Origin of the sequence: Streptomyces sp. WZ-12 (assembly GCF_028898845.1) — a bacterium.
Taxonomy (GTDB): domain Bacteria; phylum Actinomycetota; class Actinomycetes; order Streptomycetales; family Streptomycetaceae; genus Streptomyces.
On sequence record NZ_CP118574.1, the window covers coordinates 3,902,246 to 3,929,101 of the forward strand.

At 72.6% G+C, this 26,856-nt stretch carries 24 protein-coding genes and 1 riboswitch; of the genes, 11 read left to right on the forward strand and 13 right to left on the reverse strand.

What is annotated here, in order from left to right:
• The first annotated feature begins 56 nt into the window (after nucleotides 1-56).
• On the forward strand, nucleotides 57-1,412 hold the full coding sequence (locus tag PV796_RS16390) for a Cmx/CmrA family chloramphenicol efflux MFS transporter (RefSeq protein WP_274913940.1): 1,356 nt from the start codon (nucleotides 57-59) through the stop codon (nucleotides 1,410-1,412).
• 51 nt (nucleotides 1,413-1,463) lie between these two features.
• On the opposite strand, the gene PV796_RS16395 is transcribed toward PV796_RS16390, so the two are convergent.
• The 3 genes from PV796_RS16395 to PV796_RS16405 form a co-directional block, all read right to left on the reverse strand.
• Entirely contained in the window at nucleotides 1,464-1,754 is a 291-nt protein-coding gene (locus PV796_RS16395; RefSeq protein WP_274913941.1) for a hypothetical protein, read from the reverse strand.
• Between the two features lie 212 nt (nucleotides 1,755-1,966).
• Entirely contained in the window at nucleotides 1,967-2,236 is a 270-nt protein-coding gene (locus tag PV796_RS16400; protein WP_274913942.1) for a DUF4031 domain-containing protein, read from the reverse strand.
• A gap of 1 nt (nucleotide 2,237) precedes the next feature.
• Nucleotides 2,238-2,600 carry a hypothetical protein gene (locus PV796_RS16405; protein WP_274913943.1) on the reverse strand — a complete coding sequence of 121 codons (363 nt, stop codon included), beginning with the start codon at nucleotides 2,598-2,600 and terminating at the stop codon, nucleotides 2,238-2,240.
• A 132-nt stretch (nucleotides 2,601-2,732) separates the two neighbouring features.
• Here PV796_RS16405 and PV796_RS16410 point away from each other — a divergent pair, with 132 nt between their 5' ends.
• From PV796_RS16410 to PV796_RS16420, 3 genes are all read left to right on the forward strand, one after another.
• On the forward strand, nucleotides 2,733-3,686 hold the full coding sequence (locus PV796_RS16410) for a MurR/RpiR family transcriptional regulator (protein ID WP_274913944.1): 954 nt from the start codon (nucleotides 2,733-2,735) through the stop codon (nucleotides 3,684-3,686).
• Nucleotides 3,687-3,942: 256 nt separating this feature from the next.
• On the forward strand, nucleotides 3,943-4,908 hold the full coding sequence (murQ, locus tag PV796_RS16415) for an N-acetylmuramic acid 6-phosphate etherase (protein ID WP_274913945.1): 966 nt from the start codon (nucleotides 3,943-3,945) through the stop codon (nucleotides 4,906-4,908).
• Between the two features lie 67 nt (nucleotides 4,909-4,975).
• Nucleotides 4,976-6,616 (forward strand): PTS transporter subunit EIIC, encoded by a 1,641-nt coding sequence (locus PV796_RS16420; RefSeq protein ID WP_274913947.1) that lies wholly within the window; start codon nucleotides 4,976-4,978, stop codon nucleotides 6,614-6,616.
• Between the two features lie 176 nt (nucleotides 6,617-6,792).
• On the opposite strand, the gene PV796_RS16425 is transcribed toward PV796_RS16420, so the two are convergent.
• The 5 genes from PV796_RS16425 to thrC form a co-directional block, all read right to left on the reverse strand.
• Nucleotides 6,793-7,968, reverse strand: coding sequence for a DUF998 domain-containing protein (locus tag PV796_RS16425; protein WP_274913948.1), 1,176 nt, complete (start codon nucleotides 7,966-7,968; stop codon nucleotides 6,793-6,795).
• A 330-nt stretch (nucleotides 7,969-8,298) separates the two neighbouring features.
• The gene (groL, locus tag PV796_RS16430; protein ID WP_274913949.1) at nucleotides 8,299-9,924 is read right to left on the reverse strand and encodes a chaperonin GroEL; all 1,626 of its coding nucleotides are present in this window, start codon (nucleotides 9,922-9,924) and stop codon (nucleotides 8,299-8,301) included.
• Between the two features lie 456 nt (nucleotides 9,925-10,380).
• Nucleotides 10,381-10,584, reverse strand: coding sequence for a cold-shock protein (locus PV796_RS16435; RefSeq protein WP_003949956.1), 204 nt, complete (start codon nucleotides 10,582-10,584; stop codon nucleotides 10,381-10,383).
• Between the two features lie 463 nt (nucleotides 10,585-11,047).
• Complete coding sequence (locus PV796_RS16440) at nucleotides 11,048-11,326, reverse strand: MoaD/ThiS family protein (protein WP_274913970.1); 279 nt, start codon at nucleotides 11,324-11,326, stop codon at nucleotides 11,048-11,050.
• 53 nt (nucleotides 11,327-11,379) lie between these two features.
• Nucleotides 11,380-12,657: a threonine synthase gene (gene thrC, locus PV796_RS16445; RefSeq protein WP_274913971.1), complete on the reverse strand. Its 1,278-nt coding sequence runs from the start codon at nucleotides 12,655-12,657 to the stop codon at nucleotides 11,380-11,382.
• Between the two features lie 17 nt (nucleotides 12,658-12,674).
• A riboswitch (SAM riboswitch) is annotated at nucleotides 12,675-12,830 on the reverse strand.
• Between the two features lie 175 nt (nucleotides 12,831-13,005).
• Between thrC and PV796_RS16450 the strand changes: the two genes are divergently transcribed.
• From PV796_RS16450 to PV796_RS16465, 4 genes are all read left to right on the forward strand, one after another.
• On the forward strand, nucleotides 13,006-13,965 hold the full coding sequence (locus tag PV796_RS16450; protein ID WP_274913973.1) for a glucosyl-3-phosphoglycerate synthase: 960 nt from the start codon (nucleotides 13,006-13,008) through the stop codon (nucleotides 13,963-13,965).
• Between the two features lie 48 nt (nucleotides 13,966-14,013).
• Nucleotides 14,014-15,519 carry an alpha,alpha-trehalose-phosphate synthase (UDP-forming) gene (locus tag PV796_RS16455; RefSeq protein ID WP_274913974.1) on the forward strand — a complete coding sequence of 502 codons (1,506 nt, stop codon included), beginning with the start codon at nucleotides 14,014-14,016 and terminating at the stop codon, nucleotides 15,517-15,519.
• A gap of 151 nt (nucleotides 15,520-15,670) precedes the next feature.
• Nucleotides 15,671-16,705: a cytochrome c oxidase assembly protein gene (locus PV796_RS16460; RefSeq protein ID WP_274919062.1), complete on the forward strand. Its 1,035-nt coding sequence runs from the start codon at nucleotides 15,671-15,673 to the stop codon at nucleotides 16,703-16,705.
• Between the two features lie 84 nt (nucleotides 16,706-16,789).
• Nucleotides 16,790-17,464: a hypothetical protein gene (locus tag PV796_RS16465; RefSeq protein WP_274913976.1), complete on the forward strand. Its 675-nt coding sequence runs from the start codon at nucleotides 16,790-16,792 to the stop codon at nucleotides 17,462-17,464.
• Here PV796_RS16465 and otsB read toward each other — a convergent pair.
• The 3 genes from otsB to PV796_RS16480 all read right to left on the reverse strand — a co-directional run bounded on the left by otsB (nucleotide 17,454) and on the right by PV796_RS16480 (nucleotide 20,259).
• Nucleotides 17,454-18,422 carry a trehalose-phosphatase gene (gene otsB / locus PV796_RS16470; RefSeq protein WP_274913978.1) on the reverse strand — a complete coding sequence of 323 codons (969 nt, stop codon included), beginning with the start codon at nucleotides 18,420-18,422 and terminating at the stop codon, nucleotides 17,454-17,456. The two genes, PV796_RS16465 and otsB, sit on opposite strands and share 11 nt — an antisense overlap.
• Nucleotides 18,423-18,628: 206 nt before the next feature.
• A complete protein-coding gene (locus tag PV796_RS16475; protein WP_274913979.1) occupies nucleotides 18,629-18,883 on the reverse strand; it encodes a DUF3263 domain-containing protein in 255 nt (84 codons plus the stop codon).
• A 107-nt stretch (nucleotides 18,884-18,990) separates the two neighbouring features.
• Entirely contained in the window at nucleotides 18,991-20,259 is a 1,269-nt protein-coding gene (locus PV796_RS16480; RefSeq protein WP_274913981.1) for an extracellular solute-binding protein, read from the reverse strand.
• 306 nt (nucleotides 20,260-20,565) lie between these two features.
• Between PV796_RS16480 and PV796_RS16485 the strand changes: the two genes are divergently transcribed.
• The 3 genes from PV796_RS16485 to PV796_RS16495 all read left to right on the forward strand — a co-directional run bounded on the left by PV796_RS16485 (nucleotide 20,566) and on the right by PV796_RS16495 (nucleotide 23,878).
• The gene (locus PV796_RS16485; RefSeq protein WP_274913982.1) at nucleotides 20,566-21,498 is read left to right on the forward strand and encodes an ROK family protein; all 933 of its coding nucleotides are present in this window, start codon (nucleotides 20,566-20,568) and stop codon (nucleotides 21,496-21,498) included.
• A complete protein-coding gene (gene nagA / locus PV796_RS16490) occupies nucleotides 21,498-22,742 on the forward strand; it encodes an N-acetylglucosamine-6-phosphate deacetylase (RefSeq protein WP_274913983.1) in 1,245 nt (414 codons plus the stop codon). The genes PV796_RS16485 and nagA overlap by 1 nt, the downstream gene beginning before the upstream one ends.
• Before the next feature lie 206 nt (nucleotides 22,743-22,948).
• Complete coding sequence (locus PV796_RS16495) at nucleotides 22,949-23,878, forward strand: 1-phosphofructokinase family hexose kinase (RefSeq protein ID WP_274913984.1); 930 nt, start codon at nucleotides 22,949-22,951, stop codon at nucleotides 23,876-23,878.
• Between the two features lie 29 nt (nucleotides 23,879-23,907).
• On the opposite strand, the gene PV796_RS16500 is transcribed toward PV796_RS16495, so the two are convergent.
• Together PV796_RS16500 and cdgB are read right to left on the reverse strand one after the other, a co-directional pair.
• Complete coding sequence (locus PV796_RS16500; RefSeq protein WP_274913985.1) at nucleotides 23,908-24,819, reverse strand: CBM35 domain-containing protein; 912 nt, start codon at nucleotides 24,817-24,819, stop codon at nucleotides 23,908-23,910.
• Nucleotides 24,820-25,071: 252 nt separating this feature from the next.
• Entirely contained in the window at nucleotides 25,072-26,760 is a 1,689-nt protein-coding gene (gene cdgB, locus PV796_RS16505; RefSeq protein ID WP_274913987.1) for a diguanylate cyclase CdgB, read from the reverse strand.
• Nucleotides 26,761-26,856: the final 96 nt, after the last annotated feature.

Consider the following 26,856-nt stretch of genomic DNA (forward strand, 5'->3'; position numbering starts at 1 on the left):
GAACGCCACCCCACGAACGGGAATGCCGGCCCCCGCCCGCACCGTTGTCACCTGTCATGCCAGCACCATCCGTCCCCCCTCCCCGCACCCGCCTCCCCATCGCCGTGTACGTCCTCGGCCTGTCCGTATTCGCCCTGGGTACCAGCGAGTTCATGCTCTCCGGCATCCTCCAGCCGCTCGCCCGTGATCTGCGGGTCTCCATCCCACAGGCCGGACTGCTGGTCTCCGCGTTCGCCATCGGGATGGTGGTCGGCGCCCCCGTGCTGGCCGCCGCGACGCTCCGCCTGCCGCGCCGCACCACTCTGATATCCCTGCTCGCCGTCTTCGGCCTCGGCCAGGCAGCGGGCGCGCTGGCACCCTCCTACGGCATGCTCTTCGCCTCCCGCGTGGTCAGCGCGCTGGCCTGCGCCGGTTTCTGGGCGGTGGGCGCGGCCGTGGCCGTCTCGCTCGTCCCGGTGACCGCCCGGGCCCGCGCCATGGCCGTCATGGTCGGCGGCCTGAGCATCGCCAACATCGCCGGCGTGCCGGCCGGCGCCCTGCTCGGCCAGCACGCCGGCTGGCGCTCCGCCTTCTGGGCGGTGGCCGTGCTCTCCGTGATCGGCCTCGTCGGCGTCATCGCCCTGGTGCCGCGCACGGAGGTGCCGACCGGCGAGGACCGCCCGCAGCTCCGCCGCGAGCTGACCATCTACAAGGACAAGCAGGTCTGGCTGGCACTGATCGCCACCGCCATGAACGGCGCCGCGGTCTTCGCCCTCTTCTCGTACCTCTCCCCGCTGCTGACCGAGACCGCCGGCCTCGCCGAGAGCTGGGTCCCGACGGTGCTCGCCCTGTTCGGCGTCGGCGCGCTGATCGGTACGTTCATCGGCGGCCGGATCGCCGACGCGCACCTCTTCGGCACGCTCTTCACCGGCATCTCGGCCTCCACCCTCGTCCTCACCATCCTGGCGCTGACCGCGCACAGCCCGGTCGCCGCGGTGGCCCTCGCCCTGATGCTCGGCGTCACGGCGTTCACCACGGCCCCGGCGCTCAACGCCCGGATGTTCAACGTGGCGAACGCCGCCCCGACCCTCGCCGGCGCCACCACCACCGCCGCGTTCAACATCGGCAACACCCTCGGCCCCTGGCTGGGCGGCCTGGCGATCAGCGCCGGCTGGGGCTACCCGTCCGTCGCCTGGACCGGCGCCGCCCTCGCCGCCGTCGCCGTCCTGACCACCGCCGTCGCCTACCGCCTCCACCGGGCCACGGGGCGCTCGCGGGTCGTGGCGTCGTCCGCGGGGGGCGCCGGGGCGTTGGGGGCGGGGGGTGGGGAGGTGGGGGCGGCCGCCGCCGCTCGCCGCAGGGCCCCCTCCCCCACCGGCAGCGGGGCCCCCTCCCCCACCTCCACCACCGCTGAGGCCGCGGACAACCGCTGACGGTCCCGCCGCCTCCCCGGTCCGGCCGCTGCGCTCAGCGGCCGGACCGGCTCACTTCTTCAGGTACTTCCGCACACTCAGCACCGCGACGCAGGCGCCGATGACGGACGCCGCCAAGGCGCCCACAACAACGACGGTGCCGGCGCCCGTCGCTATCGCGCGCAGGCATCCCACGATCCCGGCGATCGTGAACCCGACCCCCAGCACCAACGGACGGTTCCCCGAGGGTCTGACGAAGTCGATCAGCGCCGACTTCACACCGTCGACCAACTTCTCGTCGTCTCTCCAGCGGCCCTTCCCACCGCTACGCCCCGCACCGGGACCGTTCTCTGCGTCTCCCACGACGCCTCCCCCTCTCCCCGGCTGCTCGCCGGACTACCAACCCAGCCTCTCGGCCGGCCTCTCCTTGCCCACGGCCGTGGCCGCGCGGGACCACCCCCGCGAACGTCACAGCCACCCCTCCCCCGAATCCCCACAAGCACACGTCGCGCAACCGCCCCACCGCACGGCCACTCCACAGACGCCCCAAGCCCGCCCGTCACACGCACACGCCGTCACCCGGTGCGCCGCCCCTTCGGGCGTCGCAGGCCCGCATCCGTGAGCCGGCGGACCAGCTCCTTGGAGCCGATCTCCAACGCCCCCGCCCGCACGGCATCGTCGTACCGCTCGGCCGGCAGGTCGTAGTGGTCGCGCTCGAAGGCGCGCCGCGGCGCGCCTATCGACGCCGCGAAACGGTGCAGTTCGTCGAACGACCGGTCACTCACCAGGTGCGACCACATACGACCGTGCCCCGGCCAGATGGGCGGGTCGATGTAGAGCGTCACCTCAGTCCCCCGCCGGCGCCCGCAACCGCCCCACCGGGGCGACGGACACCGCCGTCTTCGGACACACCCAGTGCGGGTCCGGGCCCAACTCCGGCTCCACGTCGAGCGCGTGCGGGTCGCCGCCCTCCGTGCACACCGGGCACAGCGGCCACCGCCCGTAGCGCTCCAGCAGTGCGTCCTGTACGTCCTGCGCTATCAACCCCGCGACGAACGAGGCGCCCTCAGGCCACTGCTCCACCCACCATCGGCGATGCGTCACCGCATCCTCGACGAGCGAGACGATCTCTGCGTCCGCGACGTCGTCTGCCACCAGGTCGGCGAGCACCAGCGCTCGCGCGGCGTGCAATGCCTGTTCCAGCTCCATGACCTCATTCTCGCGCGAGCAGCCGACCGGGCCGAAGTTATCCACAGGCTGGTCGCCAACGCCGCCACGGTCCGTCCACAGGCGTCACGGAGGGTGTTGACGCGCCACCGGCGCTGAAAATAGCTTTCAGTCATGAACAGTGCAGTGAAGGAAACTTTCAACGACCGCAGGTCGACTCCGGCACCGGCCCCGCCGGCGGCCGCGCCGGCCCCACCCGCCCCCGCGGCGCTGGCCGCCAAGGTCCGTACGCTCGCGCCGACGATGACGCGCTCCATGCAGCGCGTAGCGGAGACGGTCGCCGGCGACCCGGCCGGCTGCGCCGCCCTGACCGTCACGGGCCTCGCCGAGCGCACCGGCACCAGCGAGGCCACCGTCGTGCGCACCTCCCGCCTCCTCGGCTACCCGGGCTACCGCGACCTCCGCCTGGCCCTGGCCGCCCTCGCCGCGCAGCAGGCGACCGGCAGCGCGCCCGCCGTGACGGCCGATATAGCGGTCGACGATTCCCTGATCGATGTCATCGCCAAGTTGGCGCAGGAGGAGCGGCAGTGCCTCGCCGACACCGCCACCGCGCTGGACGTGACGCAGTTGGAGGCGGCCGTCGCCGCCCTCGCCTCCGCCCGCCGGATCGACGTCTACGGAATAGGAGCCTCCAACCTCGTCGCCCAGGACCTGGTCCAAAAGCTGCTGCGCATCGGCCTGATCGCGCACGCCCACTCCGACCCGCACCTCGCCGTCACCAACGCCGTGCAGATGCGGGCGCGCGACGTGGCCATCGCGATCACTCACTCCGGCCGCACGACCGACGTCATAGAGCCGCTGCGGGTCGCCTTCGAGCACGGCGCGACGACGATCGCCATCACCGGCCGCCCGGACGGTGAGATCGCCGCCTACGCCGACCACATCCTGACGACGTCCACGGCCCGCGAGAGCGAGCTGCGCCCCGCGGCCATGTCCTCCCGCACCAGTCAACTCCTCGTCGTCGACTGCCTCTTCATAGGCGTCGCCCAGCGCACCTACGAAACGGCCGCCCCCGCCCTCTCCGCGTCATACGAGGCCCTGGCCCACCGCCACAACCCCCGCCACTGACCGGCCGGCCCCGCGCAGTGGGCTTCGTACCGCGGGCCCCGAGGCGGCACGTACGGGCATCACGACACCCCGGGCGAGCCAGCCGAAAGCGCGGCACACCCACCGTCGGGCAGACGCACACCCATCGACAGGTGGCTGCGCACCCACCAACGGGCAAATGCACGCCCACCAGCGACGGAAAGAGCGAAGGCAACCCACCAACACCAGCCGCACCACCACTCACCACCCCGTCCCACCCCACCTCCAAGGAGCCCCCATGCCACCCACCGACCCCAACTACACGGCCCTGCGAACCCAGTTGGAGTCCCTCACCACCGAGGCGTTCCGCCCCGAGCTCTCGGACATCGACCGCCGCCCGACCCTCGACATCGCCCGCCTGATGAACGACGAGGACGCCACCGTCCCCGCCGCCGTCGCCGAACGCCTCCCGGAGATCGCCGCCGCCATCGACGCCACCGCCGCCCGTATGGCCCGCGGCGGCCGCCTGATCTACGCCGGTGCCGGTACGGCCGGCCGCCTCGGCGTCCTGGACGCCAGCGAATGCCCGCCCACCTTCAACACCGACCCCTCCGAGGTCCTCGGCCTGATCGCGGGCGGCCCCACCGCCATGGTCACCGCCGTCGAAGGAGCCGAGGACAGCAAGGAGTTGGCCGCCGGGGACCTGACCGCGCTGGCCGTAGCCGACCGCGACGTCGTCGTCGGCATCTCCGCCTCCGGCCGCACCCCCTACGCCGTCGGCGCCGTCGAGCACGCCCGCGCCATCGGCGCCCTGACCATCGGCCTGTCCTGCAACGCCGACTCCCCCCTCGCCGCGGCCGCCGAGCATGGCATCGAGATCGTCGTCGGCCCCGAGCTGATCACCGGCTCCACCCGCCTCAAGGCGGGCACGGCGCAGAAGTTGGTGCTCAACATGATCTCGACGATCACCATGATCCGCCTGGGCAAGACCTTCGGAAATCTGATGGTTGACGTCCGCGCCTCCAACGACAAGCTACGGGCCCGCTCCCGCCGCATCGTCGCGCTCGCCACCGGGGCCTCCGACCTGGAGATCGAGGCCGCCCTCACCGAGACCGGCGGCGAGGTGAAGAACGCCATCCTCGTCCTGCTCGGCGGCGTCGACGGCCACGAGGCCGGCCGCCTCCTCGACACCTCCAGAGGCCACCTCCGCACCGCCCTCCAGTCCTCGCGCACCCCCGCCACCGGCCACCCTCACCACAACTGACGCCCAGCCCCCATCCGCCAACCCACCACCCCTCCCCTCCCGTTGACCACACAGCAAGGCACCGCCCATGACCGAAGAAAAGCACCGCGCCACCGCTGCCGCGCTCCTCCCCCTCGTAGGCGGCGCCGGCAACGTCACCTCCGTCGCCCACTGCATGACCCGCCTCCGCCTGGGCATCAAGGACCGCTCCCTGGTCCAGGACGACGCCCTCAAAGCGCTCCCCGCCGTCCTGGGCGTCGTGGAGGACGACACCTACCACATCGTGCTCGGCCCCGGCACGGTCGCCCGAGTCACCCCCGAGTTCGAACGCCTCCTCAACGAGCCCCCGGCCCACGCCCCCACAACCACGCCCACCCCTCCAACCACACCCGCACGCACACCCACACCCACACCCACACCCACACCCCAGGCAACCAACGAATCCGCCGCCACCGACCTAGCCGCCCGGGGCGCCGCCCTCAAGGCGCGGCAGAAGGCCCGCAACGCCACCCCGGTGAAGCTGTTCCTCCGCCGCATCGCCAACATCTTCGTGCCGCTCATCCCCGCCCTCATCGGCTGCGGCATCATCGCCGGTCTCAACGGCCTGCTCACCAACGCCGGTTGGCTGCCCTCCCTGGTCCCGGCCCTGACGGCCATCGCCTCCGGCTTCATGTCCCTGATCGCGCTCTTCGTCGGCTACCACACCGCGAAGGAGTTCGGCGGCACGCCCGTCCTCGGCGGCGCCGTCGCCGCCGTCACGGTCTTCCCGGGCATCGCCCACGTCACCGCGTTCGGCCAGCAGTTGGCCCCCGGCCAAGGGGGCGTCCTCGGCGCCCTGGCCGCCGCCCTGCTCGCCGCCCAGTTGGAGAAGCACTTCCGCAGACGCATCCCCGAGGCGCTGGACGTCCTCCTCACCCCCACCCTCACCGTCCTCCTCACCGGCCTGGTCACTGTCTTCGGCCTGATGTGGGCCGCCGGTGAGATCTCCACCGCCATCGGCACCGCCGCCACCTGGCTGCTCGCCCACGGCGGCGCCATCGCCGGCCTCCTCCTCGGCGGCCTCTTCCTCCCCCTGGTGATGCTGGGCCTCCACCAGGCCCTCATCCCCATCCACACCACCCTGATCCAGCAACAGGGCTATACGACCCTGCTCCCGATCCTCGCCATGGCCGGCGCCGGCCAAGTGGGCGCCGCCCTCGCCCTCTACGCCCGCCTCCGCCGCAACCACTCACTCCGCACCACGATCCGCTCCGCCCTCCCCGCCGGCTTCCTCGGCATCGGCGAGCCCCTGATCTACGGCGTCTCGCTCCCCCTCGGCCGCCCCTTCATCACTGCCTGCCTCGGCGGCGCGTTCGGCGGCGGCTTCATCGGCCTGTTCAACCAACTCGGCGACGCCGTCGGCGCCACCGCCATCGGCCCCTCCGGCTGGGCGCTCTTCCCGCTGGTCAAGGGCAACCACCCACTCACCACCACGATCGCCGTCTACGCCCTCGGTCTCCTCATCGGCTACGCCGTCGGCTTCGTCGCCACCTACTTCTTCGGCCTCAGCAAACAACAACGCACCGACCTCAATACCCCCAACACCCCCAACAATCTCGATGTGCTCAACGGCCTCAACACCCCCACCAGCGACCCGGCCACACCCCAGCACACCGACGCAAGCACCCACGACGCCCTGCGGCCCACCGCCCCCGAAGCTCGAACCACGGCGCTCAAAGGCACCGGATAGCCGCCCAACCCCTCACCCACCGCGCTCCGAAGCCCCCTTCGCTCCAAACCGACCCCCGCGGAACCGGCCCTCCCAGAGCCAACCCCCTCAGCACCGAACCCCCACGGCCCGGCCCCCTGCCGACCCGGCGCCTCTCGATCCGACACCTCTCGACCGCGCTCCTCCGGGCCCAACTCCTATGAGCCGGTCCCCTCTCGCCCCGTCCCCTCCGGTCCAGATGTCTCCCACCCTGCTTCCGCCGGACCGGATCCCTCCCCACCAGGCCCACGCCCGCGCCCAGCAGGTCCACGCCCGCCTCCAAGGAGTTCGCCCTCCGGCCCGAGAGGCGCGCCCTCGCGCCCAGGAGGTGCACTCCCCAGCCCGAGAAGCCCCCCTTCAAGTCCCCCTTCCCCTCCGGGAAGTTCACTCTCGCGCCCAAGAGAACCGCCCTCCCGCTCAGGAAGCACACCCTCCCCGCCAAGAGAACCGCCCTCCCGCCCAGCAAGCACTCCCTCCCCGCCACGACGGCCGCGCTCCGGCCCGGGAAGCGCGCCGTCCTCTTCACCGAGCTCGCCCACTCGCCCCAGAGGTTCGCTTCGGCAGGCGCGCCTGAGTCCTTCCACGTACCGCTCCCAGCGGCCGTCCCAGTGGCCGGCCCAGCGCCGACGCCGGCGCACCGAGCGCCCCAACTCCGCGGCCAGCAGGGCGAACCACACGCCCACCAGCATCAGATGGACCCGCTGCGGTACGCCGTGCCAACCGGGGTGGCCCAGGAGCGGACCGACGGTGAGGATCGCGGCGGGCATGGCCACGGCCAGGACGCGCGGCCCCCAGCGGCGGACCAACGGCATCGGCGGCCGTTGCACCGCGGCCGCGCGGCTCAGGCCCGCCATCGAGGCGAAGAGGAAGAAGTGGGCGAGGGCGCTGGTTGCGGTGTGCCAGGGGTGGACGGGCTCGCAGCCGGGCTCCAGCGAGGGGGCGCAGGTCATCGGGAGCAGAACGTCGGCCAGCGAGGAGAGGCCGAGGCCGGCCAGTGCGAGCCAACCCGCGCGGGCCCAACGGCCGTGCCCGGCGGGCGTGCTGCGGGCGAGCAGGGCACCCGCGATGACGAGGAGCGCGCAACCGCTCTCCAGGGCGCCGAAGAGGACCCGGAACCGCTGGTCAGCGGCGTAGAGCTCGCTGACGTAGGAGTGCCGGGGGTCGAGGCCGGTGGGGAGCCGGAATTCCAGCAGCCACCAGTTGTAGAGCAGGGCGGCGGCGCCGAAGAGGACGGCCGCCGTCGCCTCCCGGCCGGCGTAGTGGGTGGTGGGCGCGACCACGGGCTCGTAGGCGGTGCGGTCACCGGTCCGCGTGGGGTTCGGGACGTTCGGCACGGGCGGTCCTGTTCCGGGTGGGGGGCGGGGGCCTAGTGCGAAGGTTCTCCCCGGCATGGCCCTCCACGTAGGAGCGCCGGGTGGAGGCGCGCCGAGCCGCCACCCGTCAGGCCGAACCGATCCCCTGAACGCGGTATCCGGCCGTGCCCGCCCACGGGTTTGACGTCCCGTCAGCGTGCCGGCGGAGTGCGCCTGCCGTAAGGACCGTCAGCCATACGGCCCGAGGGCCCGTGGGACGCGGGCGCCGGATACAACGCCGCCGGGGCGGCACCCCCTTGGAGGGAGGTGCCGCCCCGGCGAACGGAACGGACGAGATCAACCAGAGGTCGATCAGAAGTCCATGTCACCGCCCGGCATGCCGCCCGGCGCGCCGGCAGCGGCGGCCTTCTCCGGCTTGTCGGCGATGACGGCCTCGGTGGTGAGGAACAGCGCCGCGATGGAGGCGGCGTTCTGCAGCGCGGAGCGCGTCACCTTGGCCGGGTCGATGATGCCCTCGGCGATCATGTCGACGTAGTCGCCGGTCGCGGCGTTCAGGCCGTGACCCGGGGTCAGGTTGCGCACCTTCTCCACGATGACGCCACCCTCAAGGCCGGCGTTCACGGAGATCTGCTTGAGCGGGGCCTCCAGGGCCAGCTTCACGGCGGCGGCACCGGTGGCCTCGTCGCCGTCCAGCTCCAGCTTCTCGAAGACCGAGGAAGCCTGCAGCAGGGCCACGCCACCACCGGCGACGATGCCCTCCTCGACGGCCGCCTTCGCGTTGCGAACGGCGTCCTCGATGCGGTGCTTGCGCTCCTTCAGCTCGACCTCGGTCGCGGCACCGGCCTTGATGACGGCCACGCCGCCGGCCAGCTTCGCGAGGCGCTCCTGGAGCTTCTCGCGGTCGTAGTCCGAGTCGCTGTTCTCGATCTCGGCGCGGATCTGGTTGACCCGGCCCTGGACCTGCTCGCTGTCGCCGGCACCGTCGACGATGGTGGTCTCGTCCTTGGTGATGACGACCTTGCGGGCGCGGCCGAGCAGGTCGAGACCGGCGTTCTCCAGCTTGAGGCCGACCTCCTCGGAGATGACGGTGCCACCGGTGAGGATGGCGATGTCGCCGAGCATGGCCTTGCGGCGGTCACCGAAGCCGGGCGCCTTGACCGCGACGGACTTGAAGGTGCCGCGGATCTTGTTGACGACCAGGGTCGACAGGGCCTCGCCCTCGACGTCCTCGGCGATGATCAGCAGCGGCTTGCCGGACTGCATGACCTTCTCCAGGAGAGGCAGCAGGTCCTTCACGTTGCCGATCTTGGAGTTGACGATGAGGATGTACGGGTCCTCAAGCGCCGCCTCCATGCGCTCCATGTCGGTCGCGAAGTACGCCGAGATGTAGCCCTTGTCGAAGCGCATACCCTCGGTGAGCTCCAGCTCCAGACCGAAGGTCTGGGACTCCTCGACGGTGATGACGCCTTCCTTGCCGACCTTGTCCATGGCCTCGGCGATGAGCTCGCCGATCTGCGGGTCGGCGGCGGAGATGGACGCGGTGGAGGCGATCTGCTCCTTGGTCTCGATCTCCTTGGCCTGGTCGAGCAGCGCACCGGAGACGGCCTCGACGGCCTTCTCGATGCCGCGCTTCAGGGCCATCGGGTTGGCACCGGCGGCGACGTTGCGCAGGCCCTCGCGGACCAGCGCCTGGGCCAGGACGGTCGCGGTCGTCGTGCCGTCACCGGCGACGTCGTCCGTCTTCTTCGCGACCTCCTTGACCAGCTCGGCGCCGATCTTCTCGTACGGGTCCTCCAGCTCGATCTCCTTGGCGATGGACACACCATCGTTGGTGATCGTGGGGGCGCCCCACTTCTTCTCAAGGACGACGTTGCGGCCCTTGGGGCCGAGGGTGACCTTGACGGCGTCGGCGAGCTGGTTCATACCGCGCTCAAGGCCGCGCCGCGCCTCCTCGTCGAACGCGATGATCTTGGCCATGTGAAGTGGTCCCTCCGGACTGATGGGGGTACCCCCGACTCGAACCAAGCCGAGCTTGGGGGAGGAAGCTCCGGACCGTGCTGGCGCCCGCGACGGACGGCCTGCGTGCCGTGCGGTTCCTTGCCCCACCCGGCCTGCGGGCCTCACCGACCCGGTCCACATTCAGCACTCTCACGAGGAGAGTGCTAACGCAATGATTAGCACTCGCACCCATCGAGTGCAAGCGGCATGGGAGATGTCTGCCCCGGGGATGACGGTCGGGCGACGGGTGGACGCGGGCGCCCGACCGGTGGCCACCCGGCTCGCGGGGCCACCCCTGCCACCGTGCGCGCGCCCCGCGCGCCCGCGTAGCACGGCGGGACGGGGCCGAACTCCGGGCCCGGGAACAGCAGAAGACCCGCAACCCCGTGCGCGGGGGTGCGGGCCTTCTTCCCAACGATGCGGTCGGTCGCCGCCTCAGGCGGCGACCCGGACCATGTCCGCCTGTGGCCCCTTCTGGCCCTGCGAGATCTCGAACTCGACCCGCTGACCCTCCTCAAGGGTGCGGTACCCGTCCATCTGGATCGCGCTGTAGTGGACGAAAACATCCGCACCACCGTCGACCGCGATGAAGCCGTACCCCTTCTCCGCGTTGAACCACTTGACGGTGCCCTGAGCCATGCCTAACTCCCCTATTACTGGCCCTTGCACAGGACCGCACTCCGCGGACCCGGGTCAGACCTCACCCCTGGGAATGGTCCGTGGGGTGTGCGCCGGAACGCGTCGACCGCCGCTGAATGTATCTGGACCGATGCCCAGCGCAACAGGTCAATCGGACGAGAATTCTGGAGTCAGGGAAACGGCCGTATGCGCTCAAATGCCGTTATTCCAGAGCAAGTCGGGCCAGGAATAAGCCACACAGACGACAAATTGCGCACACAACTTGCGCACAAGTCACCGCGATCTCATATGCGTTCGGCATGCACGCGGAGATAAACGGAGGGGGATCGCCTCAATGGTATCCCCTTTCACCACACGGAATTGCCCCATCCGTTTGGCACGGACGGGGCAATTTCCGGACACCACCGGGACAGAGTTGGCGCAATTTCGATCTGCGCGCTCCGCGCGGGGCGGTCGAGGGGCCTCAGCAGCCGCCGGCCACCGCCGGGATGATCGAGACGCCCGCGCCTTCCGGGGTCGGGGTCTGCAGGCCCTGCTCGAAGCGGACGTCGTCGTCGTTGACGTAGACGTTGACGAAGCGGCGGAGCTTGCCGGCGTCGTCGAGCACCCGGGCCGCGATGCCGGAGTGGTTCTTCTCCAGGTCGGCGATCACCTCGGAGAGGGTCGCGCCCTCGGCCGGGACCTCGGCCTGGCCGCCGGTGTACGTGCGCAGGATGGTGGGGATGCGGACGGTGACGCTCATGTTGCTGCCTCCAGGGCTGCGGGGAGAGGGGGTGCGGGAGGGGCGGGGCCGGCTCAGTCCGCCAGGCCGGCCGCGCGGAACGCGTCCAGGTCCGGGCGGATGGTGGCGGTGGGCCCGGCGGCGACGGCGTCGAGGGTCTTCAGCCCGTCGCCGGTGTTCAGCACCACCGTGGTCAACGACGGGTCCAGCACGCCGTCCTCGATCAGCTTCCTGGTCACGCCGACGGTCACCCCGCCCGCGGTCTCCGCGAAGATCCCCTCCGTACGGGCCAGCAGCTTGATGGCGTCCACGATCTGGGGGTCGGTGACGTCCTCGACGGCACCGCCGGTGCGGCGCGCGATGTCCAGCACGTACGGGCCGTCGGCCGGGTTGCCGATCGCCAGCGACTTGGCGATGGTGTTCGGCTTCTGCGGCCTGACGACCTCGTGCCCGGCCTTGAAGGCGGCGGACACCGGCGAGCAGCCCTCGGCCTGCGCGCCGAAGATCCTGTACGGCTTGTCCTCGACCAGGCCGAGGGCGATCAGCTCCTTCAGCCCCTTGTCGATCTTGGTGAGCTGGGAGCCGGACGCGATCGGGATGACCAGTTGGTCCGGCAGTTGCCAGCCCAACTGCTCGCAGATCTCGTACGCCAGGGTCTTGGAGCCCTCGCCGTAGTACGGGCGGAGGTTGACGTTGACGAAGCCCCAACCCTCGCCCAGCGGGTCGCCGATGAGCTCGGAGCAGAAGCGGTTGACGTCGTCGTAGTTGCCCTCGATGGCGACCAGGTCCCCGCCGTAGACCGCGGCCATCACGACCTTGCCGGGCTCCAGGTCGTGCGGGATGAAGACGCAGGACTTCAGGCCCGCGCGGCGCGCCGCGGCGCCGACCGCGCCGGCCAGATTGCCGGTCGAGGAGCAGGAGAGGGTGGTGAAGCCGAAGGCGCGGGCGGCCTCGACGGCGATCGCGACGACCCGGTCCTTGAAGGAGTGGGTCGGGTTGCCGGAGTCGTCCTTGACGTACAGGCCGCCAGTGACGCCCAGTTCGGCGGCGAGCCGGTCGGCCTTGACCAGCTTGGTGAAACCGGGGTTGAGGTTGGGCTTGTCGGCCACGTCGGCGGGGACGGGCAGCAGGGGGGCGTAACGCCAGATGTTGGCGGGACCGGACTCGATCCGCTTCCTGAGGCCCTCGGGGTCGCCGGTCGGCAGGTCGTAGGCGATCTCCAGCGGGCCGAAACACTCCTGGCACGCGAAGATCGGGCCGAGCGGGAAGCGCTGTGCGCACTCGCGGCAGGAGAGCGCGACGGCGGGGCCGAGGGCGACGGCGGGGGTGGGTTCGGTTGCTTGCACAGCCATGGAGGCGAGGCCCTTTCTCCTCATCTTCCTCACGGCGCATTTCGCCGCGAGACGGATTTGGCACCTTCCCTAGCCGGGAGCCTCGCGCGCGCACTGCTGTCGTGCGGCGGAGACCGGCTGGAGGGTTGCCGGGGCTTCAACGGGCCGTATCCCTCTGCCCCTCTGGATGAGCGCTATGGCGCTGGGCGGAGCCCAGGCATTTGTCACGCGGCGACCCCGACATGCGGGGCGCGTCCGCGTTGTTCAAGACTGTAACCGAAGCCACTGACCGTTGAGATAGTCGTCCGGTCCGCGAGATGGATCACATAACGGGCTCCCGTTCGGGACCCACCGAGGAGAGTCGTAGACGTGCTGGAAGAAGTGGAGCGTTGGCTGGCCGGCCGCTCCTGGTCCGCCGCGGACCGCCCGCTCACGCGGCTGCTGGAGGCCAAGCGCCAGACGGGCCAGACGGTCAGCGTGGTACTGCCCGCGCTCGACGAGGAGGCGACGGTCGGCGCCATCGTCGCCGCGATCCACGCCGACCTGATGACCGGGGAGGTGCCGCTGGTCGACGAGCTGGTGGTGCTGGACTCGGGCTCCACCGACCACACCGCCGAGGTCGCCGCGGCGGCCGGCGCCCGGGTCGTCCACCGGGACAGCGTGCTGCCCCGTATTCCCGCGCTGCCCGGCAAGGGTGAGGTGCTCTGGCGCTCGCTGATGGTGACCGGTGGCGACATCGTCTGCTTCGTCGACGCCGACCTGCGGGAGTTCTCCGCCACCTTCGTCTCGGGGATCGTCGGACCGCTGCTGACCGACCCGGACGTCCAGTTCGTCAAGGCGATGTACGACCGGCCGTTGGAGACCGGGCAGGGCCCGGCGCCGGGCCAGGGCGGGCGGGTCACCGAGCTGGTCGCCCGGCCGCTGCTCAACCTCCACTGGCCCCAACTGGCCGGCTTCGTGCAGCCGCTGGGCGGGGAGTACGCGGCCCGGCGCTCGCTGCTGGAGCGGCTGCCGTTCCCGGTCGGCTACGGCGTGGAGCTGGGCCTGCTGGTGGACGCCCTGCACACCGTCGGGCTGGACGCCCTGGCCCAGGTGGACGTCGGGGTCCGCAAGCACCGCCACCAGGGCGGCCAGGCGCTCGGCCGGATGGCCGCCGCCATCTACCGTACCGCCCAACTCCGGCTGGCCCGCGGCCACTTGATCCGCCCCCGGCTGACCCAGTTCGACCGCGGGGAGAACGGTTTCGTGCCGCACACGACCGCGGTGGACACCGAGGAGCGGCCCCCGATGGCGGAGATACCCGAATACGCGGAACGGCGGGCCGCCTGAGGGCGGTCCGTACGTTTGCGCGGTTCCCCGACGGGTTAATGTCGCGACATGGTCTCCGAGACGGTCTCCGAGCGCAGTCCGGTCCAGCCAGGTGCCGAGGTCCTCGTCGCGTCCAACCGCGGACCCGTGTCGTACGCCCTGGGAGCGGGCGGGGAACTGACCGCCAAGCGGGGCGGCGGGGGGCTGGTGTCGGGACTCTCGGCCATCGGGCCGGAGACAGACGCGGTGTGGGTCTGTGCCGCGCTCGGGGACGGCGACCGGGAGGCGGTGCGGCGGACCGGCGGGCCGCTGGACGTCGCGGACACCGGCGGGCAGCGCGTGCGGATGCTCGACATCCCGGCGGAGGTGCACGCCGCGGCCTACAACGGCATCGCCAACTCCGTGCTGTGGTTCGTCCACCACATGCTGTACCAGACGCCGCTGGAGCCGGCGTTCGACGCGGACTTCCGGGACCAGTGGGCGGCGTACGAGGCGTACAACGCGGCGTTCGCCGGCGCGCTCGCGGACTGCGCGGGCCCCGGGGCCGCGGTGCTGGTGCAGGACTACCACCTGGCGCTGGTGCCGGGGATGCTGCGCGAGGCCCGGCCGGACGTGCGGATCGCGCACTTCTCGCACACCCCGTGGGCACCGCCGGAGTACTTCGCGATACTGCCCGACGACGTCCAACGGCGGCTGCTGCTCGGCATCTTGGGCGCCGACCGCGCCAACTTCCTGACCGAGCGCTGGGCGCGGGCGTTCACCGCCTGCTGCGAGCGGGCGCTGGGGCCGGACTGCACCGCGCACTGGCCGCGGCACGAGACGCCGAGCGTGGTCACGGTGGTGCCGGAGGAGAAGGCGCACCGGACCCGGATCGGGGTCCACGGGCTGGGCGCGGACGCGGAGTTCCTGCGGGAGCGGTCCCGGCGGCCGGACGTCGAGGAGCGGATGGCGGCGCTGCGCGAGCAGATCGGCGGGGCCGACCGGAAGACGATCGTCCGGGTGGACCGGACGGAGCTGTCCAAGAACATCGTGCGCGGGCTGCTGGCCTACCGGCGGCTGCTGGCCGACCGGCCGGAGTGGCGGGAGCGGGTGGTGCACCTCGCGTTCGCCTACCCCTCGCGGCAGGACCTGGCCGTCTACCGCGACTACACCGCGCGGGTCGGCGCGCTCGCCGAGGAGATCAACGCGGAATACGGGACGGCCACCTGGCAGCCGGTGGTGCTGCACGTCAAGGACGACTTCGCGCGGTCGCTGGCGGCGTACCGGCTGGCGGACGTGGCGCTGGTCAACCCGATCCGGGACGGGATGAACCTGGTCGCCAAGGAGGTGCCGGTGGTCTCCGACGCGGGGTGCGCCCTGGTCCTCTCCCGGGAGGCCGGCGCCTGGGAGGAGCTGGGCGCGGACGCGCTCACGGTCAATCCGTACGACGTGGCGCAGACCGCGCGGGCGCTGCACGCGGGGCTGACGATGCCGGCCGGGGAGCGGGCCGCGCGCTGCGCCCGGTTGGCGGCCGCGGCGACGGCGCTGCCGCCCACGCGGTGGTTCCTGGAGCAACTGCGGGCACTGGGCGAGTGACCGCCGGCCGCCCGCGAGGGGTGCCCCGCCGGTAGATCGTCAGCGGGCGGGGCTAGCGTGGTGGGCCGTGACAGTTTCCCCCCTCGCGGCGGCCGCGACCACGACGCTCGTCCCGGCCGCGGGCCCGCCCGCGCAGACCCTCGCGGCCGGACTGCCGGAGCTCACCGCCGGCCGGCTGCTCGGCACCTGGCAGCCCGATCCGTACGCACTGGTCCTGATCGTCGTCCTGGGCGGCCTGTACGCCTGGGGCGTGGCGCGGCTGGCCCGGCGCGGGGAGCGCTGGCCGGCGGCCCGGGTGGTGGCGTTCGCCGGGCTGGGGCTGGGCGCGATCGCGGTGGCCACCATGTCGGGGCTGGCGGTCTACGACCACGAGCTGTTCTGGCCGGCCGCGGTGCAGAACATCGTGCTGGACCTGATCGCGCCGCTCGGCCTGGCGCTGGGCGACCCGCTGTCGCTGGCGCTCAGGGCGCTGCCGCCGGAGCGGCGCGCGGCCCGTTGGCTGCGCGCGACGGTCTCCGGCCGCCTGCTCCGCTTCCTGACCTTCCCGCTGGTCAGCACGGTGCTGGTGCTCTCCTCCGAGCTGGCGATCTACTTCACCCCGTACTTCCCCACGGCACTGCGGCACGGCCCGGTGCACGAGCTGATGTACCTCCAACTGCTCGTGGTCGGCAGCCTCTTCGTGCTGCCGATGCTCACCCGGGAGGAGCTGCTGCCGTCGTGGTGCAGCCACCCGGTGCGGGCGCTGCTGGTGCTGGTGGACGGGCTGGTGGACGCGGTGCCCGGGATCGTGGTGATGACCAGCGGGACGCTGATCGCGGGCGGCTGGTACGCCACCCAGCACCGGCCGTGGGACCCGAGCCTCCAGCAGGACCAGATGATCGGCGGCGGACTGATGCTGACCATCGCGGAGTTGGTCGGACTGCCGTTCATGATCGCGGTGTTCGCGGAGTGGGTGCGCGACGAGCGGCGCAAGACGACGGCGTTGGACGCCCGGCTGGACCGGGAGCTGGCGGTGGCCGGACCGGCGGCGACGGCCCCGACGGCGGCAGCGGTGTCGGAGTCGGCGACAGCAGCGGTGTCGGCGGCCGCCAAGTCGGAAGCGGACGCTCCGCGGCCGGAGTTGACCCGGCCGTGGTGGGAGACCGATCAGGGCGAGGTCGGCGCGCGGTTCCGCGGGGAGCGCTAGCCGGCGGGCGCGTCCGCCCCGCGGGTGCTCCCGCACGCGCCCGTGCCGCGGCTGGAGCGGGCCGAAGCGGGGTAGTCCTTGTCCATGGCTCTCAGCGCACGGTCATGTTCCGCCCGGTGGGCCGCAGTTGCGGCCGTCACCGTCCTGGCGACCACGGTCGCCGGGTGTTCGTCCGGGAAGAACAGCCCCGACTCCAAAGGCGGCAGTTCCGCCTCCTCCTCCGCGTCCGCACCGTCCGGGGCGATACCGGTCGGCCCCGGTCCGCAGTCCGCGTACACGGTGCAGCAGCAGCCCGCGCCCGGGAGCTGCCACGTCCACTACACGGCCGACAAGCAGCCGCTGCCCGACCCCAAGTGCACGCCCGGGGCGACCAATCCGAAGGTGACCCCGCAGACGGTGAAGGCCACGATCTGCAAGAGCGGTTACACCAAGGGCATCCGGCCGCCGGTGAGCATCACCAACCGGGAGAAGACCGCCAACGCCAAGTCGTACGGCTACACCGGCTCGTTGCACGACGCCGAGTACGACCACCTCATCAGCCTCCAGTTGGGCGGCGACCCCAACGACCCGCGCAACCTCTGGGTCGAGCCGCCGTCCCCGGGGCACAAGCCGGGCGCCGGGCCCAACAACCCCAAGGACGGCGTGGAGAACAAGCTCAAGGCCGCCATCTGTGGCAACAAGGTCGAGCTGGCCAAGGCCCAGCAGGCCATCGCGCACGACTGGACGACGGCGCTGTCCTCCCTGGGACTCAAGGAGTAGCGGGCCCCCCGGGCCGCTCCGCCCCCGCCGGCTCCCCGGGCTCCTTCGGTGAGTCCTCGATCCGGTCGGCGAGGGCGTCGAGCAGGGCCACCACTCCCCTGGGGCCGTCGACGACCAGGTCGGCGCGGTCGGCGAGTTCGGTGACCTCGCTGCTGCCGCTGCACACCAGGACGCCGCCGGTCCCCTCGGAGCGGAGCTTCTCGACGGCGCCGAAGGCGGCCAGGTCGCCGAGGTCGTCGCCGGCGTAGAGCACGGCGGCGGCCCCGGTCTCCTCCACCCAGTTGGCGAGCGCGACGCCCTTGTCCATGCCGGGCGGGCGCAACTCCAGTACCAGCCGGCCCGGTTCGACGATCAGGCCGTGTCGTTCGGCGAGCTCGGCCAGCGGCTCCCGGAGCTTGTCGAAGGCGCGCTGCGGATCGGCGGCGCGGCGGGTGTGCACGGCGACGGCCCGGCCGCCCTTGCGCTCCACCGCGGTCTCGACCCAGGTGCCGTGCCAGACCCCGGAACGGTCCAGCACGCCGGGGAGTTCGGCCTGCACGGCGGCGATGCCCGGATGCGGGGCGGGGGCGTGCAGGGCGCCGGTCGCGGCGTCCCAACGCTCGGCGCCGTAGTGGCCGAGGACGGAGAGGTGGGCCAGGCCCGGCACCCCGTCGAAGCCGCCGAGGCGGACCGCGACCGCGGCCGGGCGGCCGGTGATCACCGCGACCGCGCGCAGGTGCGGGGCGAGCCGGGCGAGGGCCCGGGCCGCGCCGGGGTGAGCGCGGGCCTTGGCCGGGTCGGGGACGATGTCGGCGAGCGTGCCGTCGAAGTCGAGGGCGACGACGGCGCGTTCGGGGTGGGCCAGCAGGGCGGTGAGGCCCGCGCGGCCGATTGCGGTGTCCGGGAGCGGGACGGCGGACGGCGCCGGGGTGGGGTCCGGTACCGGATCGTTGGGTGGCGCGGCGTTCGGGGTGCCCATGACCCGACCCTACCGGCGGAACACGGGCGCACGCCGGGTGTACGGGCGCACAAAACCGGCGGGCCGGCGCGCAGCGCCGTCTTCTGGGGGTGGAGGTCGGGTGGCGGGAGGGAGGCCGGCGCGCAGCGCCGTCATCTGGGGGCGGAGGTCGGGCGGCGGGAGGGAGGGCCGGCGCGCAGCGCCGTCTTCTGGGGGTGGAGGTCGGGTCAGCGTCGCGACCGGCGCGCGTCTCGTACGCGGCGCAGCCGGTTGACGGTCACCGGGTCGTGCTCCAGGGCGCGGGGGTCGTCGAGCAGCGCGTTGAGGAGCTGGTAGTAGCGGGTCGGGGAGATGCCGAGCTGCTCGCGGATGGCGCGTTCCTTGGCGCCGGGGCCGGGCCAGGAGCGGCGCTCGACGGCGAGGACCGCCTCGTCGCGGGCGGAGAGCCCGCGTGCGGCGCCCTCGTCGCTGCCGTCCGTCATCCCGTCCCGCCGTCCCTGGTCACGCTTCCACGATAAGCCCACCGGCCCGGCGCCCGGCGGGTCGGGCCCGGCGGCTGGGCCGGGCCCGGGGCGGGCAAGGGGGGGCGCTACTGCGCGCTGTTGTCCGCCATGTCCGCGGTGTTCTGGATGTCGGTGAGGGTGGCGGAGGGGTTGCCCTGCGGGCCGACCGCGATGCCCATCCGGGCCTTGATGGTCTTGGAGACCAGCGGCCAGGAGGTCTTGGCGGACGGGTAGAAGTGCGCGGTGGGCAACTGGTTGAGGAAGCCGTGCAGCTTGCTGAACTTGTCGTCGGCCAGCATCGCCTGGGAGGCGGAGGTGGTGACCGGCAGCAGGTTGTAGTCGGCGGAGAACTTCAGCACGTTCTTCTCGCTGTAGACGAAGTTCAGGAACGTGCCGATCTGCTGGCGGTGGCCGTTCTGTTTGAAGGCCATCATCCAGTCGGCCACGCCCATGGTGGCCTTGGCCTTGCCGTTGGGGCCGGGGAGTTCGACGGTGCCGTAGTCGATGCCCTTGGCCTCGGCCTGCTTCATCAGGGTGGGGTGGCCGTTGAGCATGCCGACGTTGCCGTCGGCGAAGGCGGCGAAGGCGTCCTCGCGGTTGACCTTGGCGGGGTCGCCGCCGGTGAGGTCCTTGCCGACGAGCTCCTTCTGGAGCCACTCGAAGGTCTTGACGTTCTCGGCCGAATTGATGCTGTATTTACCGATGTTGTCGGTGTAGTCACCGCCGCCGGCGAGCATCCACTGGAGCGTCTCGGCCTGGGTCTCCTCCGGGCCGAACGGCAGCGCGAAGGGCATCTTCACGCCGTGCGCCTTGAGCGCCTTGGCGTCGTTGACGATGTCGTTCCAGGTCTGCGGCGGGGAGGTGATGCCGGCGTCGGCGAACAGCTTCTTGTTGTAGAAGAGGCGCCGGGTGCTGGCCCCGAAGGGCATGCCGTACTGCTTCCGCTGGTACTCGCCGGCCCCCGCGAGGGACGGCGTGAAGTCGGCCTGGACGGGGATGGAGAGCAGTTCGTCGGCGGTGTAGAGCTTGCCGTGGGCGGCGTAGTCGGCGTAGGCGCCGATCTGTGCCATGTCGGGGGCCTTGCCGGCGTGGACCAGGTCCTCGACCTTCTTGTCGACCTGGGTCCAGTTGTAGACCTGCACGTCGACCTTGATGCCGGGGTTCTGCTCCTCGAAGGCGTGCACGAGGTCGTCCCAGTAGTGCCGGGAGCTGTTGGCCTTACTGTCCCCGTAGTCCGCGGCGACCAGCGTGAGGGTCACGCCGTTGTCGCCGGAGCCGCTGCCGCAGCCGGTGAGAGTCAGGGTCAGGGCTGCGGTGAGTCCCGCCGCCGCCAGGCTCACGTACCGCCGTCGCACCGCTGTTACCGCCCCTTTGTCCCGAATTCCGCACATGCGGGTGTTCCCTCCGCCGCCTCGGGGATCGCCCTCGCACGACGCGGAACAGCGGGTCCCTCCACTGTCCCCCCACAAGGTCTACACCACCCACCCGCCACTTCCCTTATCGCCCCCGTCCGTTGTGCAGGTCGGGGCCCTCCGTGAGAGCGGGCGCGACGCGGGGCGTGCCCGAGAGCGGGCAGCGGCACTCGACGGCGCCCGCGACGTGGCGATCAGCACGGTGAGTGGACTAGACCTTTATTGGGGGGTCGCGCGACACTGTCCCCCGTGAAACACGTCATCGCCCTTGATGTGGGCGGCACCGGAATGAAGGCCGCCCTCGCCGGGGCGGACGGCACCCTCCTGTACGAGGCGCGGCGCCCCACCGGGCGCGAGCGCGGCACCGCGGCGGTCGTCGAGACGATCCTCGGCTTCGCCGCCGACCTGCGCGACGCCGGCCGGGAGCGGTTCGGCAGCACCGCGCTGGCCGCCGGCGTCGCCGTCCCCGGCATCGTCGACGAGACCACCGGCATCGCCACCTACTCCGCCAACCTCGGCTGGCGCGACCTCCCGCTGCGGACCCTGCTCTCCGAACGGCTCGGCGGGGTGCCGGTCGCGCTCGGCCACGACGTCCGCACCGGCGGCCTGGCCGAGGGCCGGATCGGCGCCGGCCGGGACGCCGACCGCTTCCTCTTCGTCCCCCTGGGCACCGGGATCGCCGGCGCCATCGGGACCGGCGGCCGCATCGAGGCCGGCGCCCACGGGAGCGCCGGCGAGATCGGCCACATCGTCGTCCGGCCCGGTGGGCGCCGGTGCGGCTGCGGCCAGCTCGGCTGCCTGGAGGCGGTGGCCTCGGCCGCGGCGGTGGGCCGCGACTGGGCTGAGGTCTGCGGCGATCCGCAGGCCGGCGCCGTCGACTGCGCCAAGGCCGTGGAGTCCGGCGACGCCCGCGCCCAGGAGGTCTGGCAGGGCGCCGTGGACGCGCTCGCCGACGGCCTGACCACCGCGCTCACCCTGCTCGACCCGCACACGATCATCATCGGCGGCGGGCTCGCGGAGGCCGGCGCCACGCTGTTCGCCCCACTGCGGGAGGCGGTACGGGCGCGCGTGACCTTCCAGCACCTCCCCTCGATCGTCCCGGCGGCCCTCGGGGACGCCGCCGGCTGCCTGGGCGCAGGACTGCTCGCCTGGGATCTTCTCGCAACGGAGGTAACCGCCTGATGGCACAGCAACAGTCCGCGGGCCGCCCCTCGGACGCCGGGCGCACCGTCCTGACCGGCGCCCGGATCGCCCGGCCCTCCGGCGTCACCGACGACGGCCGGATCACCATCGAGGGCACCCGGATCACCGCGGTCCACAGCCGGGGCGACGACCTCGGCCTGCCGCCGGACACCGCGCCCGAGGGGGACGAACGGCCGGCGCCGGCCACCGTCGTCGACCTGACGGGCCACCTCGTCGTCCCGGGCTTCATCGACATGCACCTGCACGGCGGGGGCGGCGGCTCCTTCTCGTCCGCCGACCCCGAGGAGTGCCTGCGGGTCATCGACACCCACCGCCGGCACGGCACCACGTCGATGGTGGGCTCCACCGTCACCGGCGACCTGGACGACCTGTCCCGACAGGCCGCCGTGCTGGCCGAGTTGGCGCAGCAGGGCGACCTGGTGGGCGCCCACTTCGAGGGTCCGTTCATCTCCCCGCACCGCTGCGGCGCCCACCAGCCCGAGCTGCTGCGCGACCCGGACCCCGCCGCCGTGCGCCGGCTGCTCGACGCCGCCCGCGGCACCGCGGTGATGATGACCGTCGCCCCCGAACTCCCCGGCGGCCTGGACTCGGTGCGGCTGCTCGCCGACGCCGGCGTGATCGCCGCGATCGGCCACACCGACTCCTCCTACGAGGCCACCCGCCAGGCCATCGACGCCGGCGCCACCGTCGCCACCCACCTCTTCAACGCGATGCCCGCGCTCGGCCACCGCGCGCCCGGTCCGGTCGCCGCGCTGCTGGAGGACGACCGGATCACCGTCGAGCTGATCAACGACGGCACCCATCTGCACCCGGCGATCGTGCAGATGGCGGTCCGCGAGGCCGGCGCCGACCGGGTCGCCTTCATCACCGACGCGATGGGCGCGGCCGGGATGAACGACGGCACGTACTACCTCGGCCCGATGCCGGTCGAGGTCGCCGACGGCGTCGCCCGGATCAGCCAGGGCCCCACCGCCGGCTCCATCGCGGGCTCCACGCTCACCCTGGACCGGGCCTTCAAACGGGCCGTCACCGTCGACGGCCTCCCCGTCGACCAGGCCGTCCAGATGCTGTCGGCGAACCCCGCCCGCCTGTTGGGGATCGCCGGCCGGACCGGCTCCCTGGAGGCCGGCAAGGACGCCGACCTGGTGGTGCTGGACGCCGCCCACGACGTGGTGGGCGTGGTGCGGCAGGGCTCCTGGGTGGTCCGCCCGCCGGGCGTCTGATCTCCCCGGCCACCACTGGGGTACCCCTGGTCTCCCCCGGCCCGGCCGCCACACCGGCGGCCGGGCGCCACAGGGTGGCCGACCCGGGTCTGGGCCAACGGCCGTTCGCGATGGCATGATCGCTCGCGCACTTGTCCGTATGCCACCGCGGAGCGCGGTGCCCTCACCCACGGCCGTCCGGCCGGCCTCCTCCCGGAGGGGAGACCATGATCCTCACGGTCACGCTGAACGCCGCCCTGGACCTCACCTACCGCGTCCCCCGGCTCCGCCCGCACACCACCCACCGCGTCACCGAGGCCACCGAACGCCCGGGCGGCAAGGGCCTGAACGTCGCCCGGGTGCTGGCCGCGCTCGGCCACCGCACGGTCGCCACCGGCTTCGCGGGCGGCGGCACCGGTGCGGCACTGCGCAACCTGCTCGCCCAGGAGACCGCCGTCACCGACGCGCTGGTCCCGGTCGGCGGCGCCACCCGGCGCACCATCGCCGTGGTGGACGCGAGCACCGGCGACACCACCCAGCTCAACGAGCCCGGCCCCACCGTCTCCCCCGCTGAGTGGGCCGCGTTCCTCGGCACCTACCGCGAACTCCTGGGCGAGGCACGGGCGGTGGCCCTCTGCGGCAGCCTGCCGCCCGGCGTCCCGGTGGACGTCTACGCCCGGCTCACCCGCGCCGCCCGCACCGCCGGCGTCCCCGTCCTGCTGGACACCAGCGGCGAACCGCTCCGCCGCGGCCTGGCCGCCCGCCCCGACCTCGCCAAGCCCAACGCCGACGAGTTGGCCGCCCTCACCGGCAGCACCGAACCGCTGCGCGCCGCCCGCGCCGCCCGCCGCCGCGGCGCCCATGCGGTGGCCGCCTCGCTCGGCGCGGACGGGATGCTCGCGGTGACCGCCGACGGCGCCTGGCAGGCCGTCCCGCCCCGCCGGATCGCCGGGAACCCCACCGGCGCCGGCGACTCCGCCGTGGCCGGCCTACTCTCCGGCCTGGTCGAGGAGTTGCCCTGGCCGGACCGGCTGAGCCGCGCGGTGGCGCTCTCCGCCGCGACCGTACGGGCCCCCGCCGCCGGCGAGTTCGACGCCACGACCTATGCGGAACTCCTGCCGCACGTGGTGGTGACGGAACGTCCCGGCGGCGCGTGAGGGGCCCGTGCCGACGTCAACGAGGCCCGTCAGCCCTTCACGTGCCCGGCCTTCAGCCAGACCTGGTCGAGGTTGAAGTCGCACTTGTTGTTCTGCTCGCAGGAGATCTTGATGGTGTTCGCCCCCTTGTTGAGCTGTATCCAGGAGAAGGTCCGGGTCCAGCCCTTCGCCCAGTCCCCGTCCGCCGCGTTCGCGAAGTTGCCCATGTTTATCGCCCGCGGACTGGCGTTCCCGTTGACCGTGAGCGTGGAGTCCGCCGCCTTGCCCGGCACGCCGTAGCCGATGAAGACGGTGTAGTCCCCGGACTTGGGCACGTCCAGCGTCCAAGTCGCCGACGCACCGGGGTTGTTCATGTTGGTGACGTACGAGCCGCTGGCGGTCCGGGCGCCGGGGATGTCCTTGGCGGTCGTCGCGCCGCCGTCCAGGCGCAGTGCGCCCGCGTCGTCCTTGGGGAGCTGGCCCGGGGTCGGCTTGGTGGAGGGGTTGTCGCTGGGCTTGACCGAGTCGCCGGCCGTCGGGCCCGGCTTGTTCGCGGTGTCGTTGGCGGAGTCCTTGGAGTTGGTCAGCATCGCCACGCCGATGCCTATGCAGACCACCGCGACCACCGCGACCGCGCCGATCAACAGGCCGTTGCGCCCCTTGCGCGGCTCCTGGCCGTACCCGGGGGTCGGGCGGGTGCGGTCGCCGCCACCGCTGCCGGGCAGCGTCTCCGGGGCCGCGTAGGTCGGGTTCGGCCGGTTGTACGCCGGCGGGCCCTGCTGGTTGCCGTACTGCCGCTCGCCGACCGCGCGCACCTGGTTGTAGGAGGTCCGCGGGACGCCGGGCTGCCGCGCGGCACCGACGCCCGACCCCGAGCCGCCCTCGCCGCCCTCCGAGCGGTACAGGTGGGCGAAGGGGTCGTCGTTCTCCGGCGTGTCCGCGCCGTTGTTGCCGGCCGTCATTCCGTGTCACTCCCAAGCGGTCTCTACGCGTCTGTGCGCGTCCGTACACGTTCGCGGGCCGTGCACGCGCCCGGCCTTCTGCGGCCACCCTGGCGCCGCCGCGCCGCATCGGCGCAGCCTACCCCGTCGGAGCAGGGCCACGCCGTCCCCGTCCACGCACAAGATCACCAAGGCGCGGTGAACGGGCGGTGCCCAGGCAGGACGCGGGCGGTGTGAGATGCGCGGCACCGGGCCGGCGGGTGGGCCGGGCGGTCAGCCCGCCGCCCGGCGGTTGCTCTTGGACCGCCGTTTCTCCACGTACATCCGCTGGTCGGCGGACTCCAGCACCTCCTCGGCCGTCATCCCGCAGCTCGCCCACCCGATGCCGAAGCTGGCGCCGACCCGGACGGCCCGGCCCTCGACACGGATCGGCGGGATGATCGCGTTCCGCAGCCGGACGGCGAGGTCCTGGGCGTCGGCGGTGCCCAACCCGTCGGCCAGCACCACGAATTCGTCGCCGCCGAGCCGGGCGACGGTGTCGCCGTCCCGGACGCCGCTGGTCAGCCGGCGGGCGACCTCGATCAGCACCGCGTCGCCGGTGTTGTGCCCGAAGCGGTCGTTGATCGACTTGAAGCCGTCGAGGTCGCAGAAGAGCACCGCGAGCCCCTTGGCGCCGTCGTCCTCGGCGCCGTCGGCGGGCGCGGAGAGGTGGACGTGGTGGTCGAAGGGGAGCGCACCGCGCGGCGTCGGCCGGGGCTTCTCGCCCTCGAAGCCGTCGAGCCCGTCGAACGGCTCCCCGTCCCCCGCGAAGCCCAGCGGGGCCCGCGGATCGCCGCCCGCACCGGAGGAGGCGTAGGCGTCGGCGAGCGCGCTCGGCGGGTGGGCGCACAGCCGGCCCGAGAGCCGGGTCCGCAGCTCGGCGCTGTTGGGCAGGCCGGTCAGCGAGTCGTGACTGGCCCGGTGCGCGAGTTGGAGCTCGTGCCGCTTGCGCTCCTCGATGTCCTCGACGTGGGTGAGCAGGAAACGGGGGCCGTCGGTGGTGTCGGCGACCACCGAGTTGCGCAGCGAGACCCAGACGTAGCTGCTGTCCCGGCGCTGCAGCCGCAGCTCGGCGCGGCCGCCCTCGGCCGAGGTGCGCAGCAGCGTGCCGATGTCCTCGGGGTGGCAGATGTCGGAGAACGACAGCCGGCGCATCCCGGAGGCCGGGCGGCCCAGCAGCCGGCACAGCGCGTCGTTGGTGCGCAGCAGCCGGCCGTGCTGGTCGCCGCCCATCTCGGCGACGGCCATCCCGCTCGGCGCGTACTCGAACGCCTGCCGGAAGCTCTCCTCGCTTGCCCGCAGGGCCTGTTGCTCGCGCTCCAGGCGGACCAGGGCGCGTTGCATGTTGGCCCGCAGCCGGGCGTTGCTGATCGCGATGGCGGACTGGAACGCGTACATCTGGAGCGCCTCTCGGCCCCAGGGGCCGGGGCGCCGTCCGTTGCGCGGCCGGTCCACGGAGATCACGCCGAGCAGCTCGCCCTTGCCGCCGGCGGCGGTGTACATGGGTGCGAAGAGGCGGTCCATCGGGTGCCACTCGTCGGGGAACCGCGGTGCCGGCCCGGCGGTGTGCCACTGCGGCACGTCGTCGTCATCCAGGACCCAGCCCTCGGTGTACGGGATGAAGCACAGCTCGCCCCAGCGCTCCCCCATGGCCAACCGGCGCTCCCAGGAGGCGCGCGAGCCCACCCGCCCGGCCATCAGCGCCTCCGCGCCCGCGCTGCCGGCCACCGCGGCGACCACGAGGTCGCCGTCCTGCCGCACGAGGTTGACCGCGGCGAGCTCGTAGCCGAGCCCGGCGATCGCCCCGTCGGCGACGGACTGCAAGGTGTCCGCAAGGCTGCGGGCGGTGTTCAACTCGGCGACCACTCGGTGTAGCTGCCGCAGGGTCGCAAGACGGACATAGGGCTCCGACTCGGTCTCCATCGCTCGCTCTCCCTGAGACCTCGACAGCAACTCCACCGGGTTTCTTCGTCGTCCGATTCCTCGCTCACTGAATCACAGTGAGCTGTTCACTCGGTA

Excerpts from the sequence above, each read along its gene's own strand:
- PV796_RS16390 (WP_274913940.1), top strand. The coding sequence starts at position 57 with ATGCCAGCACCATCCGTCCCCCCTCCCCGCACCCGCCTCCCCATCGCC.
- PV796_RS16405 (WP_274913943.1), bottom strand. The coding sequence starts at position 2,600 with ATGGAGCTGGAACAGGCATTGCACGCCGCGCGAGCGCTGGTGCTCGCC.
- PV796_RS16410 (WP_274913944.1), top strand. The coding sequence starts at position 2,733 with ATGAACAGTGCAGTGAAGGAAACTTTCAACGACCGCAGGTCGACTCCG.
- murQ (WP_274913945.1), top strand. The coding sequence starts at position 3,943 with ATGCCACCCACCGACCCCAACTACACGGCCCTGCGAACCCAGTTGGAG.
- PV796_RS16420 (WP_274913947.1), top strand. The coding sequence starts at position 4,976 with ATGACCGAAGAAAAGCACCGCGCCACCGCTGCCGCGCTCCTCCCCCTC.
- groL (WP_274913949.1), bottom strand. The coding sequence starts at position 9,924 with ATGGCCAAGATCATCGCGTTCGACGAGGAGGCGCGGCGCGGCCTTGAG.
- PV796_RS16435 (WP_003949956.1), bottom strand. The coding sequence starts at position 10,584 with ATGGCTCAGGGCACCGTCAAGTGGTTCAACGCGGAGAAGGGGTACGGC.
- PV796_RS16440 (WP_274913970.1), bottom strand. The coding sequence starts at position 11,326 with ATGAGCGTCACCGTCCGCATCCCCACCATCCTGCGCACGTACACCGGC.
- thrC (WP_274913971.1), bottom strand. The coding sequence starts at position 12,657 with ATGGCTGTGCAAGCAACCGAACCCACCCCCGCCGTCGCCCTCGGCCCC.
- PV796_RS16455 (WP_274913974.1), top strand. The coding sequence starts at position 14,014 with ATGGTCTCCGAGACGGTCTCCGAGCGCAGTCCGGTCCAGCCAGGTGCC.
- PV796_RS16465 (WP_274913976.1), top strand. The coding sequence starts at position 16,790 with ATGGCTCTCAGCGCACGGTCATGTTCCGCCCGGTGGGCCGCAGTTGCG.
- otsB (WP_274913978.1), bottom strand. The coding sequence starts at position 18,422 with ATGGGCACCCCGAACGCCGCGCCACCCAACGATCCGGTACCGGACCCC.
- PV796_RS16475 (WP_274913979.1), bottom strand. The coding sequence starts at position 18,883 with ATGACGGACGGCAGCGACGAGGGCGCCGCACGCGGGCTCTCCGCCCGC.
- nagA (WP_274913983.1), top strand. The coding sequence starts at position 21,498 with ATGGCACAGCAACAGTCCGCGGGCCGCCCCTCGGACGCCGGGCGCACC.
- PV796_RS16495 (WP_274913984.1), top strand. The coding sequence starts at position 22,949 with ATGATCCTCACGGTCACGCTGAACGCCGCCCTGGACCTCACCTACCGC.
- PV796_RS16500 (WP_274913985.1), bottom strand. The coding sequence starts at position 24,819 with ATGACGGCCGGCAACAACGGCGCGGACACGCCGGAGAACGACGACCCC.
- cdgB (WP_274913987.1), bottom strand. The coding sequence starts at position 26,760 with ATGGAGACCGAGTCGGAGCCCTATGTCCGTCTTGCGACCCTGCGGCAG.